This window comes from Tenacibaculum caenipelagi (assembly GCF_004363005.1).
Taxonomy (GTDB): Bacteria; Bacteroidota; Bacteroidia; order Flavobacteriales; family Flavobacteriaceae; genus Polaribacter; species Polaribacter caenipelagi.
Genome location: NZ_SNYH01000003.1, coordinates 398,112 through 411,577 on the forward strand (window position 1 = coordinate 398,112; position 13,466 = coordinate 411,577).

Sequence of the window (13,466 nt, forward strand, 5' to 3'; positions counted from 1 at the left end):
TTTATGTCTGCTTCTTCTATTTTAGAATTTTAGAAACTAACTCTTTTTTAGCTTTCTCGTCATCACCAAACAACCATTGCAATACATTATCCTCCCACATCTCATCACGTTCTGTTTCTGTAATAATATTTCTGTCAATCGCTAAATCTAAAATTTTTCCTGGATATGATGACTGAATTTCACTTTCCATTTCTCCTAACGGATAAGGGTCATCTAATCCTATTAACACCTGCTTTGATCCTTGATTTTTGATCAATAAGCCTAAAGAACCTGTATCATGAACCAGTGTATCAAAGAAAATATTTTTATGCCCTACAGCCTTACGAGGATGTTGTTTTCCTTCGAACAAATCAGGTCTTCCGTCAAATCCTTGTATACGACGTCCTAAATTCATTTGTGCTAACTGACCTCCATGAGCAAAACACACGCGCATATTAGGATACTTTTCATAATATCCGTTTAAAGTTAAGAAGTGATATGCATCTGCACATTGCGCCAACATCCAAATTAAGTGGAAGCGCCAACTTGTATTTTGTAGTTTGATAAATTTCTCTCCATCATACGGATGAATTTCAACCGCTAAGTTGTATTTATCAGCTAATTCAAAAATAGGCTCGTTCTCTTCATCAAAAATACAACGCCAAGTACCAATGGTATCCATATAGTGCGTTGGTAAGCACAACAAACGCATTCCCAATACCTCAACACAACGTTCTATTTCCCATAAGGCACCACGAACAAATCCTGGGTGCACCACAAATCCACAAGTAAATTTACCCGGATTATCATGCTGTACACGCGCATTAAAATCATTCTGAAAGCGTAAAGCTTGTTTCATCTCTTCTAAGCGCAAACCATTTCCATATAATTGAGATAAGTTCAATACAACCGCATGGTCAATTTTAAAATGCTCCATCCATTCTAGCTTTTCATCCAAGAAAAAACTAGAATCAGTTACTGGTCGACTCCAATCTTTTTGAAGCATAAATTTTCTATCCTTATCCACCCAAAAGATTCCTTTGTCTTTCATAAACTGTGGAATCTGTTCTGGATATGGTAATAAGTGTGAATGTCCGTTTATTCTTAGTTTACGTTTTTCCATTTTTATTGTCATTGCGAGGCTTTAGCCGTGGCAATCAGTTTTTTTAGTTTGAAATTACTTCGTCATTCTTCCTCGTAATGACGATTATATTTTGATTAAATTCCGACCTTCTCAGAAACAATAAATTACTTTATCTTATTAGGAGCCTCCATTACTGTACCACATTTATCACAAGTACATTTCTCTTTATCAGAATAATACTTATCAAATATTATTGGCATATCAGTTTCAATATTATCTAAAGCAAATTCTTCTCGGTATAATTGATGTCCGCAATTTTCGCAATACCATTCTAAAGCATCCATCATTCCTTCATCACGTGGATATTCTATAACCAAACCTACCGTATTCACTTTACGTTGTGGTGAATGTGGTACCTTTCCTGGCAACAAATAAATATCTCCTTCATTAATTTCAACATCTATCATTTCACCTTTATCATCAATAATTTTCAGCACCATATCTCCTTCTAATTGATAGAAAAACTCAGGTGTTTCGTTGTAATGGTAATCCTTACGGTTGTTAGGTCCTCCAACAACCATTACGATATATTCACCATTATCCCAAACTTGTTTATTTCCTACTGGTGGTTTTAATAAATGACGATTTTCATCAATCCACTTTTTGAAATTCAAAGGTTGTACTAACTTGCTCATTTTATTTAGATTTTGTCATTGCGAAACAAATTTCAATTTGCTGTAGCAATCCGTTATTTTATTCTTGAGATTATTTCGTCATACTTCCTCATAATGACGGAAACTTTATAAAGTTACTTAAATTTGTATTGATTCTATATGCTTACAAACTTTTTGTTCTTCCTCCATCTACAGGAACATTAATTCCATTGATAAAGCTTGCTCTTTCGCTTGCTAAAAACACAATAGCATTAGCTACTTCTTCAGGTTTAGCAAAACGTTTTGCAGGCGATGCATTTTTCATCATTTCGGCAACTTCCTCAACTGTTTTACCTGTTTTTGCTGCTTTATTATTGATGATTTCTGTCAAACGTTCTGTAGCAGTTGCCCCAGGTAATACGTTATTTACCGTGATTCCGAATTGACCTAATTCATTCGCTAATGTTTTACTCCAATTAGCAACTGCTCCACGAATCGTATTCGAAACTCCTAAACCATCCAACGGCTGTTTTACAGAAGTAGAAATTACATTAATAATTCTACCATAATTTTCTTCTTTCATAAACGGTACTACAGCTTGTACTAACACATGATTACATTTTAAATGCATCGTAAAAGCACGTTCAAACTCTTCTAATTTAGCGTTGAATACTGGCCCTCCTGCTGGCCCTCCTGTATTATTTACCAAAATATGAAACTGTAAATTTGTTGCCTCTAACTTCTCTTTTAAATCTGTTGGATTTGTAAAATCAGCAACTAAATAACTGTGATTTTGATTGTCATTTGGTAACTCAGCTAATACCGCTTTTAATTTATCTTCGCTACGAGCTACTAAAGTTACATTTACTCCTTCTTGAGCTAATTGTATTGCTGCTGCTTTTCCTATTCCTTGTGTACTACCACATACCAAGGCGTTTTTATGTTGTATATCTAAATTCATTTTATTCGTTATTCTGAATCATTTGTTTAATCTTAACCGCTTTCTCAAAATGATCTAATTGGTGTGTCTGAATCCACCAAGTAGCCACTTCCATCAGTACTTTCGGATTGTCATTTTTATTTTTGAAAAATGCATAAAACGAAAGCCCTACGTTTTCTCCTTTTTTAGCAATTTTCTCTTCACAAACAGCAATTATTTTTTCCTTTATTTCCTTATTCATATTTTATACATACATTTTTGGGTTCTGTAAAAAAGCGTAAAGCTTCAAAACCACCTTCACGTCCTACTCCACTCGCTTTTTGACCTCCAAAAGGAGTTCTCAAATCACGCAACAACCAAGTATTTACCCAAACAATTCCTGTATGTAATTCTTTAGACATACGCATGGTTCTCGTCAAATTGTTAGTCCATAATGTTGATGATAATCCATATACCACATCATTAGCTAATTGTAAAGCCTCTTCTTCCGTTTTAAAAGACATTAAGGTTACTACTGGTCCAAAAATTTCTTCTTGATTTAATCTACATTGATTACTAGAAACCTCTATAATAGTAGGCTCTAAATAATATCCATTCTCACTACCTTCTACCGTAACCGTATTTCCTCCATATAAAATCTTACCTCCTTCTTGTTCTGCAATATCTATATATGATTTTACCTTTTCTAAATGTGGTTTCGATACCAAGGCTCCAATATTTGTATCTTCATCAAAAGGATTTCCTATTTTTAGTTCTGATACTTTCTGAACAAAATCTTTTTTGAATTGCTCATAGATACTTTCTTCTACAAAAATTCTACTTCCGCACAAACAAATCTGACCTTGATTAGCAAATGAAGAACGAACTGTTGTTGCCAACATATTTTCATAATCGCAATCCGCGAAAATGATGTTTGGATTTTTACCTCCTAACTCCAACGATAACTTCTTAAACATAGGTGCTGCTGTACTAGCTATGTGTGCTCCTGTAGCAGTTCCTCCTGTAAATGAAATCGCTTTAATATCTGGATGTTCTATAATAGCTTGTCCTGTGGTAGTTCCTAATCCATGAACTATGTTCAACACCCCTTTAGGTAAACCTGCTTCATTACAAATTTCACCTAATAAATAGGCTGTCATGGGCGTTACTTCACTTGGTTTTGCTACGACACAATTTCCTGCAGCTATTGCTGGAGCAATCTTCCACGTGAATAAATAAAGTGGTAAATTCCACGGAGAAATACATCCCACTACTCCAATCGGTTGACGTAACGTAAAATTCATAGCTCCTAAGCCAACACTTTCATGCGCTTCGGATGAAAATTGTGTAATCGCATCTGCAAAATATTGAAAATTTGATGAGGCTCTCGGAATATCTATCGCTGTAGCCAAACTTAATGGTTTTCCATTATCTTTAGCTTCAGCTTTTGCCAATTCTGGTAATCTCTGTTGAATTAACTGTGCTATTTTAGAAAGAATATCTCTACGTTCGTTTAAGGTAGTATTCGACCACTGCTTAAAAGCAGATTTAGCACTTTGATATGCTTTTTCTACATCTTCAGTAGTAGAGTTAGGTATTTGACCGTATACTTCTCCAATAGAAGGATTGTAGTTATCTATAAACCCTCCCTTAATTGGATTAACGAATTCTCCGTTTATGTAGTTTTTAATGTTCTGCATAAGGCTTTTAGCTTTTTGCTTTTGGCTTATACGCCACCACTTTAATTTCAATCAATAAATGAGGGTGTGGTAATTGATGTACGGCTACGGTTGTTCTCGTTGGTCCGTTATAGTCAAAGTATTCAGCATATACTTCATTATAGCCTCCAAAATCATTCATATTTACTAAGAATGAAGTTACATCTACAATATCAGATAAATCAGCCCCAACTTCTTGTAAGATATCTCGAATGTTTTCTATTACCGCTCGTGTTTGTTTTTTAATATCTAAGTTGGTCGTTCCGAATTCATCTACCTCAACTCCTTCAAAAGAATTATCAGGTCTTCGAGAACTTGTTCCTGATACATAAATAAAATCTCCTACTTGTTTTACATGTGGAAATTTCCCTCTTGGTATTGCCTTTCCTTTGATTACTTTACTATCCATGTTTTATATTTTTTGATTCCAAACGCATTTTTCATGAGATTTCTCCCTTTGGTCGAAATGACATTTACGAACTGGCTAATTCTAATAGTTTTATCGTTGTTTTTAAATTGCGTGTAGTTGCTACTACTTTCAACTTCTTTTCGATTACACTGTTTGTCAATTTAGTTTTTCCAAAACCTGACGGACAATACAAACACACCACATCATCAACTATTTTATATTTGTCTTCGTTAATTCCTTTAACTTCAATAACTGATTCTTGAGTTACTCTATCTAAAAAAGTAAAAGCTACTATTTTTTCATTTTCTTGTGAAAAAGGATAACTATCTAATGTACTTTTCCATTCCTTTGGAGTTCTAGCCAACACAGGCACATCATATCCAAATTTAGCAGCAATCGCTTCTTTAATTTTCTGACAAACTATCTCTTTTCTTTCTTCAGAATCTAAAATAATATTACCACTTTGAATGTAGGTTTGTACATTTTGAAACCCTAATTCATTCAATATTTCTCGTAATTCAGCCATCGGAAGCTTGTTTTTTCCCGAAACATTGATTCCTCTTAGTAATATTATATATCTATTCATTTTACTTATCACTAAATCTAAAGTGGTTAATTCTCTTATGTATTGGAACCAATTCAAGTTCCTTTCTTAAATCTCTTCTTAACTCCTCCAATAACGGTGAAAAATTTCTTGTTTTAATACCTTCTTCCAAAAAGAGAATCTGTTCTGGAGTTCCTAAAAACTGTATTAACTCAATCGCTTCTTCAAACTCTTTTCTCTCTTTAGTATCTGTTTCTCTATTAGATGAAAAAGCTATTACCCTATAAGCTTTAATTAAATACTCTAACCTAATCCCTCTTTTCTTATTTTTAAAATCTTTTTTAGAATTAAGTCTATAAGCTACAACCCATCCTATTGCTATAATCGATGCAGACAATATACTTCCTATCTCAATATTCCAATCAATGCTCATTTTAGTTTTTTTATTACAGTCCTGCTATTTTATCTTCTTCTAAAATCTCATTAGTTTCTTCTTGCACCTTTTTTAATACCTCATTCAAATCAGTGATGGTATCTAAATCGTGATGAGCTACCATATTTAACAAGGCTTTATCTTGCGCACGTCCTTTTTTCATCGCTTCTGCATACGGAATTTCTTCATTAAAGGTTACCATTGAGTATTTTGAAAAATATTCTGTTGGGAATGTTTTTTCTAAATCCATTTCTAACTTTCTTTTTTGCTTAAATAATGGATTCGCTACATGATCTCGCATTTCATAAAAATTGTCAATAGCTAAATCAGCAATCGCATCGGTATCTTCTTTACGTGCTTTTTCATACGCTTTAAAAGTCGCTTGCCAATCTCCTTCGTGTGTATCTAAAATCGTATCAAATACAGTTACATCTTCAAACGATGCATTCATTCCTTGTCCATAAAAAGGAACAATCGCGTGTGCTGCATCTCCCATTAACAAGGTCTTGTTTTGATAATGCCAAGGTGAACACTTTACCGTTCCTAAAGCCCCTGTTGGGTTGTTTAAAAATTCGTCTTTTATGCTTGGTATTAAAGCCAACGCATCTGAAAATTCTTTTTCAAAAAACTCGGTTATCTTTTCTTCGGAATTTAAATTATTGAAATTGTATTCTCCTTCGTCGTAACTTAAAAACAAGGTTACCGTAAAACTTCCATCTAAATTCGGTAACGCGATTAACATGTACTCTCCACGAGGCCAAATATGCAAATGATCTTTACTTATTTGATGGTTTCCTAACTTGTCTGCAGGAATTTCTAATTCTTTATATCCGTGCGTTAAGAAATTCTGTGAATAGCTAAACAAGAATTTTCTTTCTAAATAGTAACTCTTTCTCAATGCAGATCCAGCACCATCGGTTCCAAAAATCACATCTCCATCTACTGAAAACTCTTCCTTGGTATTAAAATTCTTAAAATATGCTACCGTATTTTCAATATCTACCGAAGTACATTCGGTATTAAAATGTATGGTTACATTTTCGTGTTTCTCTGCTTCGGTTAGTAAAATTCCATTTAAATCACCACGAGAAATTGAATTGATATACTCTCCTTCTCTACCTGAATAGTTCGATGCAAACGTATTCCCTTCTCTATCGTGCATTAAACGCCCGTACATTGGAATACAAATTTCACGTGCTTTTTCTTCCACACCACATAAACGTAAAGCTTTAAAACCACGATCAGATAATGCTAAGTTGATAGAACGTCCTGCTGAAATATCGATAACTCGTAAATCTGGACGACTTTCATACATTGCTACCTTATAGCCTCTTTGTGCTAAACGAAGTGCTAATAAACTTCCGCATAAACCAGCACCTATAATTACTATGTTTTCTTGTTTGCTCATTTGTTTTATAACAATGTTTTTAAAATTTCAACCATCCTGTATACATCTTCAAAACTATTATACATTGGCACTGGTGCGCAACGGATTACATCAGGCTCTCTCCAGTCGGTTATAATATTATTTTCGGTTAGTTTTTTGTGTAAACTTTTATCTGCATTCTTTACTTGAATAGATAATTGACACCCTCTTTCTTTTGGATTCGATGGCGTAATTATTTTAATTCTATCCGTATCAATCTGATTGATTAAATATTCAAAATAGCCCGTTAATTTTTCCGATTTGGCTCTTAACGCTTCCATTCCTACTTCTTCAAACATATCTAACGAAGCTCTAATTGCTGCCATCGATAAAATTGGCGGATTTGATAACTGCCAACCTTCTGCTCCCTGCATCACATCAAACGGTTGACGCATATTGAAACGAGTTTCTTTATTATGGTTCCACCAACCTGCAAAACGAGGTAACTCTTTATTATGTGCATGCTTTTCATGTACAAACAACCCTGCTAAACTTCCTGGACCCGAATTCAAATATTTATAAGTACACCAAGCTGCAAAATCTACTCCACTATCATGTAATTCAGGTGAAATATTTCCTGCTCCGTGAGCTAAATCAACACCTACCATACAATTTTTAGCATGTCCTATTTCTGCGATACGTTTGATATCTAAATACTGTCCTGTATAATAATTCACACCTCCTATCAATAACAAAGCAATTTCATCACCTTGCTCATCTACTATTTTCTCAAGATCTTCAATACGTAATAATTCTTCTCCTTCACGAGGTTTCCATTCTATCAATCCTTCTTCTGTATCAAACCCATGGAATTTTAATTGCGATTGTACCGCGTATCTATCCGAAGGAAAAGCATCGCTTTCTATAACAATTTTATACTTTGTTTTAGTCGGTTGATAAAACGACACCATTAACAAATGTAAGTTGGTTGTTAAGGTATTCATCACCACAACTTCTAGTGGTTTTGCTCCTACTATATTCGCCATCGAATTTGTTAAAAATTCGTGATATGGCATCCATGGGTTTCGAGCTTCAAAATGCCCTTCTACTCCATATTTCGCCCAATCGTCTAATTCTTGTTGAATGTATTGTTGCGTTTGTTTAGGTTGTAATCCAAGAGAATTTCCTGTAAAATACAACCAGTCATTTCCTTTTGCATCTTTTGGAATATGAAACTGCGCTCTTAAATGCGCTAAGTTATCTTCTTTATCTAGTTGTTGTGCGTAATCGAGTGTTGGTTTATACATACTTATTATATTTCTAAAAACCATTTCTAAAACACTAAAGATACTTCATTTTTACCTCAAAATAAAACCTAAAGTGTTTCACATAATAAAACGGTGTTTTATAAATTTACATATTTTTATTATATTAGTCAATAATTTTTTGAGAAAATGAATACAGATTCTAAAAATTTAAACCAATCTATCATCAAAGCGTTTGCTGTTTTAGATGCTTTCACCAATGATAAAAAAGAATGGGGCGTTAGAGAATTAGCTACTAAAACTGGCTACAACAAAAGCACCGTATATAGATTACTAAGCACTTTAGTTTCATTAAATGCTGTGCAACAAAACGACAACGAAAAATATCAACTAGGAAGCAAGCTGTTTGAATTAGGCAATCGTGTTTCTATATATAAATCACTAAGAGATTTAACCAATGAACCAATACAAAAGGTAGCCTTAGAAATTCAAGAGACTGTTTTGTTGGGTATTTTAAAAGAACAGCAAGCATTTCATATTAATAAAGCTGATAGTTTACAAGGGCTTAAAATAAGTACCTCTATTGGTTCTTACGCACCTGTTAACGGAAGCGCCATTGGAAAATTACTCTTAGCTTTTTCTTCGATAGAAACTCAAAAAACTTTTTTCAACTCGATTTCTTTAGAATCGTTTACCAGAAACACTATCACTTCAACTTCAAAATTCAAAAAGGAATTATTACAAATTCAACAGCAACAATTTGCGTTAGATATTGAGGAATCAGAATTGGGTTTAGTTTGTATTGCCATTCCTATTTATAATAAAAAAGGGAAAGTGATTGCTGGCATTAGCGCTTCTGGACCTTCTAGTAGATTTAAAATGGAAAATGTATCTAGTTACATTCAGATCTTACAAAAAGGTGCCAATACTATAGAACAAAATTTAAGTGACTTTGATAGTTTATAAAATATGGAACAAATAAAAACACTTTTGCAATCTTTTGCTGACATCTCTGAAAAGGACTCAAATTATTTTTGTTCTAAGCTCGAAAAAGTAACACTTCAAAAGAGAGAAATCATATTAACCAAAGGAACAACAGAAAACTATCTTTCTTTTGTTGAAACAGGAATTTTAAGATTATTTATTCCTAAAATTGAAAACGATGTAACTTTTGGATTTGTTTTTAAAAATAGTTTTATCAGTGCTTATGATTCTTTTTTAACACAAACTCCTTCCGAATACAGTATCGAAACGTTAACCCCTACGGTTTTATGGAGACTATCTTTTAATGATTTAGAAGACATCTACCGAAACACCACTATTGGTCATGAAATTGGAAGGAAAAATGCAGAGAATTTATTTTTACTAAAATCAAAGCGAGAGCTATCCTTATTAAACAATACACCAGAAGAAAGGTATCTCAACCTCTTTCATGAAAGACCTGAGTTAATTCAACATATCCCTTTAAAATATATAGCATCTTATATCGGAGTAACTCCACAAGCACTGAGTAGAATTAGGAAACGAATTTATTAACCCAAGTTCATTGGTTCTATCTAAAAGTTTCTTCAATTTTGAATAAAACTTTTTAGTCAATGAAACCATTATTTATTTTACTCTTAACTTTTATAATTTCTATAGGAGCGCAAAAACTTATTTCAAAAAACATCAATTACCTGCTTTCTGCTAGAATAGCCATGTGTGCAATGCTATTATTTACCGCTTTAGGACACTTTTTGTTTACTGAAGGCATGAGTAAAATGATACCGAATTTTATTCCTTTAAAACCAACTCTAGTATTAGTTACTGGAGTTTTAGAAATTATATTAGCCATAGGTTTACTATTACCAACTTACAAAAGAACAACAGCTTGGATTCTTATCTTTTTCTTACTATTGATGCTTCCTGCAAACATAAAATCTAGTTTAGAAAACTTGAATTACCAAACAGGTACTTATGACGGAAAAGGACTTTCATATTTATGGTTTAGAGTTCCATTACAACTCTTTTTTATAGCGTGGATTTACTTTTCTACCCTAAAAACGAACACTATAACAGCATTCAATTTATAAAACTTACCTCTAAAAATAAAACGAGGTCTACAAATTATCTGTGGACCTCGTTTATTTCTTAATAAAATCAAAACCTTATTAATACAGTACTCTAAATTTAATAGTACCATCTACTTTTTTCAGTTTTGCAATTACTTCTTGGTTATACTCTTTATCTACATCGGTAATTACGTATCCTACCTTTTCATCTGTAGACAGGTATTGTCCTGTAATGTTCAACTCGTATTTCGCTAACACTTTATTGATCTTCGCCATTACTCCAGGTACGTTTTTATGAATATGTAAAAAACGGTGTGCATTTTTATGCTTAGGTAAACGAATATTTGGGAAATTAACCGCATCTACTGTATTTCCTGAATTGATATACGCCATAATTTTGTTCGGAACAAAATCAGCAATATCCTTTTGAGCTTCTTCTGTACTACCTCCTACATGCGGAGTTAAAATTACATTATCTAATCCTTTTAACTCGGTATAAAACTCCCCATTTTTTCTTGGTTCTTCAGGATATACATCTACAGCAGCTCCTGCAATTTTACCAGACTTTAATCCTTCTACTAGAGCTTCAATATCCACTACAAATCCACGTGATAGATTCACAAAATGAACTCCATCTTTCATTTCAGCTATTTCTTCTCTACCTATAAAATTTTTGTTGGCGGAATTATCGTCTACATGCAACGTAACTACATCAGAAACATTTAACAGCTCTTTTAAGGTGTTCATTCTGGTAGCATTTCCTAAAGCTAATTTGTCTTCTACATCGTAATAGTACACATCCATTCCAAGCGCTTCAGCTAACACCGATAATTGCTTTCCAATATTTCCGTACCCTACAATCCCTAACTTTTTACCACGAACTTCTCTAGATCCCTCTGCTGTTTTATTCCATTGACCGTTGTGAATTTCTGTACTTCTTTGAAATACACTACGCATTAACATAATAATTTCTCCAATCGCTAATTCAACTACAGAACGTGTATTACTGTAGGGTGCATTGAAAACTACCACTCCGTTTTCTTTACATGCCTCTAAATCGATTTGCTTGGTTCCAATGCAAAAAGCAGAAACCACCATTAGTTTTTCAGCAGCTTCAATCACTTTACGAGTTACTTGTGTTTTAGAACGGATTCCTAACACATGAACATCTTTTAGTTTCTCTATCAATTCATCTTCCGACAAACTTCTTGAAACAGTTTCTACAGAAAACCCATCACTCGTTAACTTTGTAAAAGCATCAGGATGTACATTTTCTAACAGTAGAATTTTAATTCTATTCTTTGGGTATGATAAGTTTCTAGGCAATTTGTTAACGTATAAAAATTCATCTAAATTTGGTGTAATATGGTCGGCATTGGCTATTGTTTTATCTCGCAATACATTTTCTGTATAGGCAAAAAACTTATCTGCCACACCAGCTTCTTTGGTTACTGCATCACTATAGCCATCTCCAATCACCTGTACTTCACCATCTAAATTTAAGGATTTTAAACAATCTATTTTACCATTATGTTTAGATAATGGGTTTTTAGTGTCAAATCCTACAATAATTCCAGCTTCGTCAACCTCAAATGTATTTGCAAATACTCTTTCCGAGGGAATATTATATGCAGCTACTATCGGATCTATAAATTCTTTAAATCCTGCGGAAATCACATAAATATCATCAGAGAATTTTTCAAAAAACTCTTTGTTTCTCTCTATTGATGGAGATACTTTTTGTTTTAATTCTTCTATTAATAAAGGTAAATCCGATTCTTTTGCTTTTAATAACTGAATGCGTTTTTCTAAGGATTCAGTAAAAGAAATATCACCATCAATTCCTTGATTGGTAATATGGATTATCTTTTGAACAATCTCCTTTTTTTTCGGATTTTCAGCTAGCGTGATTTCTGCCAAAACATCTAATGCCTCTACACGAGTTAACGTGCTATCGAAATCGAAAACGAAATTTCGTTTTACTAAATTCATGTTACTTTTTATTGTGTTTTTGTTGTTGTGTTGTTAAGCCAACGAATGTACAAAGGTTTTCATAAAAACACACATATCAAACTAGTTAACTTTCAATTTTTAAAAGGATATGATTTTTAATACTACCTCAATTACACTTTAGTAACATTCAGCACTAAAGAATTTCATTTTTAAAGTAAAAACAACAAAAATAACCATAAAACAGGAACCGCTTCTACCCAAAAAGAACTATAATATTTAGATTGATTCGTTTCTGCTCTCATTAACAAAAAGAGTATTAAAAAAAACAGTCCTAAAAACACTGATCTAAACTGAGTATTAGGGCTAATCATAAATTCTAAAACCAAACATAAAAGCAATAAAACATACCCAAATTTTTTTGTGTTTTCTACACCTATCTTTTTAGGTATGGTTTGTAAAGAAATGGCATCGTACTGTACATCGCGAATATCAAAAGGCAACAACAATATTATGATTAATAAAAAACGTTGCATAACAGACAAGTATACTTCTGCTGTAAAAAAAGTATCATTAGCGTATACTGGTAACAATACCGTGGTGCCTGCCCAAACAATAGCTACTACTATTATTTTTAAATACCCAATACTTCTCAAGTTTTTTTGAAATCCACTTAGAAAAGGAACTGCATATAAAAAAGTTAACAACCCAAAAGGCACAAAAAACAGCAAAGTTTTTAAGGGAAGTAACCATGCAAAATAACACATCAACAAAAAGCAGATCAAAGAAAAAATCTGGATTATCTTTAAGTGTGTTGTTAAACTACGATGATGTAATTTTGCTACTCCAGCATATTTTACAAAATTATACCCCGTAATTGTTGCAAAAAAAACAAATAAACCCAACGGTTCATTGTACGAAAGTTCAAAATATAATTCTGTAATTCGCACCAATGCATACACCGCTAAAGCAACATGAATACTAGAATTTATATAAAAATCGAGTGCTGTTTTAAGAAACTTCATCTAACAAAAATAGCTTTTATGTTTATAACCCTACTGTTTGGTTAATAAAATATCACTTTTTAACAAAAAA

At 33.0% G+C, this 13,466-nt stretch carries 15 protein-coding genes; 3 read left to right on the forward strand and 12 right to left on the reverse strand.

Annotated elements, in window-relative coordinates; genetic code table 11:
• Nucleotides 1-16: 16 nt before the first annotated feature.
• From DFQ07_RS08460 to kynU, 10 genes are all read right to left on the reverse strand, one after another.
• Complete coding sequence (locus tag DFQ07_RS08460) at nucleotides 17-1,102, reverse strand: amidohydrolase family protein (protein WP_133535860.1); 1,086 nt, start codon at nucleotides 1,100-1,102, stop codon at nucleotides 17-19.
• A 125-nt stretch (nucleotides 1,103-1,227) separates the two neighbouring features.
• Nucleotides 1,228-1,758: a 3-hydroxyanthranilate 3,4-dioxygenase gene (locus DFQ07_RS08465; RefSeq protein ID WP_133535861.1), complete on the reverse strand. Its 531-nt coding sequence runs from the start codon at nucleotides 1,756-1,758 to the stop codon at nucleotides 1,228-1,230.
• A 142-nt stretch (nucleotides 1,759-1,900) separates the two neighbouring features.
• A complete protein-coding gene (locus tag DFQ07_RS08470) occupies nucleotides 1,901-2,677 on the reverse strand; it encodes an SDR family oxidoreductase (protein WP_133535862.1) in 777 nt (258 codons plus the stop codon).
• Nucleotide 2,678: 1 nt separating this feature from the next.
• Complete coding sequence (locus DFQ07_RS08475; RefSeq protein WP_120187375.1) at nucleotides 2,679-2,897, reverse strand: DUF6500 family protein; 219 nt, start codon at nucleotides 2,895-2,897, stop codon at nucleotides 2,679-2,681.
• Entirely contained in the window at nucleotides 2,890-4,335 is a 1,446-nt protein-coding gene (locus DFQ07_RS08480) for an aldehyde dehydrogenase (protein ID WP_133535863.1), read from the reverse strand. Before DFQ07_RS08480 ends, DFQ07_RS08475 begins: the two co-directional genes overlap by 8 nt.
• A gap of 7 nt (nucleotides 4,336-4,342) precedes the next feature.
• Entirely contained in the window at nucleotides 4,343-4,762 is a 420-nt protein-coding gene (locus DFQ07_RS08485) for a RidA family protein (RefSeq protein WP_133535864.1), read from the reverse strand.
• Nucleotides 4,763-4,826: 64 nt separating this feature from the next.
• Complete coding sequence (locus DFQ07_RS08490) at nucleotides 4,827-5,348, reverse strand: DUF1697 domain-containing protein (protein WP_133535865.1); 522 nt, start codon at nucleotides 5,346-5,348, stop codon at nucleotides 4,827-4,829.
• 1 nt (nucleotide 5,349) lies between these two features.
• Entirely contained in the window at nucleotides 5,350-5,739 is a 390-nt protein-coding gene (locus DFQ07_RS08495) for a hypothetical protein (protein ID WP_133535866.1), read from the reverse strand.
• 13 nt (nucleotides 5,740-5,752) lie between these two features.
• Nucleotides 5,753-7,147 (reverse strand): FAD-dependent oxidoreductase, encoded by a 1,395-nt coding sequence (locus DFQ07_RS08500; protein ID WP_133535867.1) that lies wholly within the window; start codon nucleotides 7,145-7,147, stop codon nucleotides 5,753-5,755.
• Between the two features lie 5 nt (nucleotides 7,148-7,152).
• Entirely contained in the window at nucleotides 7,153-8,412 is a 1,260-nt protein-coding gene (kynU, locus tag DFQ07_RS08505; protein ID WP_133535868.1) for a kynureninase, read from the reverse strand.
• Nucleotides 8,413-8,559: 147 nt separating this feature from the next.
• On the opposite strand from kynU, the gene DFQ07_RS08510 reads away from it, so the two are divergent.
• From DFQ07_RS08510 to DFQ07_RS08520, 3 genes are read left to right on the forward strand one after another with little or no spacing between them, the layout of a single operon-like run.
• Nucleotides 8,560-9,336, forward strand: a complete 777-nt coding sequence (locus DFQ07_RS08510) for an IclR family transcriptional regulator (protein ID WP_133535869.1) — start codon at nucleotides 8,560-8,562, stop codon at nucleotides 9,334-9,336.
• Nucleotides 9,337-9,339: 3 nt separating this feature from the next.
• Nucleotides 9,340-9,906, forward strand: a complete 567-nt coding sequence (locus DFQ07_RS08515; RefSeq protein ID WP_133535870.1) for a Crp/Fnr family transcriptional regulator — start codon at nucleotides 9,340-9,342, stop codon at nucleotides 9,904-9,906.
• A gap of 59 nt (nucleotides 9,907-9,965) precedes the next feature.
• Nucleotides 9,966-10,442 (forward strand): DoxX family protein, encoded by a 477-nt coding sequence (locus DFQ07_RS08520; RefSeq protein ID WP_133535871.1) that lies wholly within the window; start codon nucleotides 9,966-9,968, stop codon nucleotides 10,440-10,442.
• A 78-nt stretch (nucleotides 10,443-10,520) separates the two neighbouring features.
• Here the strand turns inward: DFQ07_RS08520 and serA are convergent, their stop codons facing one another.
• Together serA and DFQ07_RS08530 are read right to left on the reverse strand one after the other, a co-directional pair.
• Nucleotides 10,521-12,413, reverse strand: coding sequence for a phosphoglycerate dehydrogenase (gene serA, locus DFQ07_RS08525; RefSeq protein ID WP_133535872.1), 1,893 nt, complete (start codon nucleotides 12,411-12,413; stop codon nucleotides 10,521-10,523).
• A 170-nt stretch (nucleotides 12,414-12,583) separates the two neighbouring features.
• Nucleotides 12,584-13,396, reverse strand: coding sequence for a UbiA prenyltransferase family protein (locus DFQ07_RS08530; RefSeq protein WP_133535873.1), 813 nt, complete (start codon nucleotides 13,394-13,396; stop codon nucleotides 12,584-12,586).
• Between the last annotated feature and the right edge of the window lie 70 nt (nucleotides 13,397-13,466).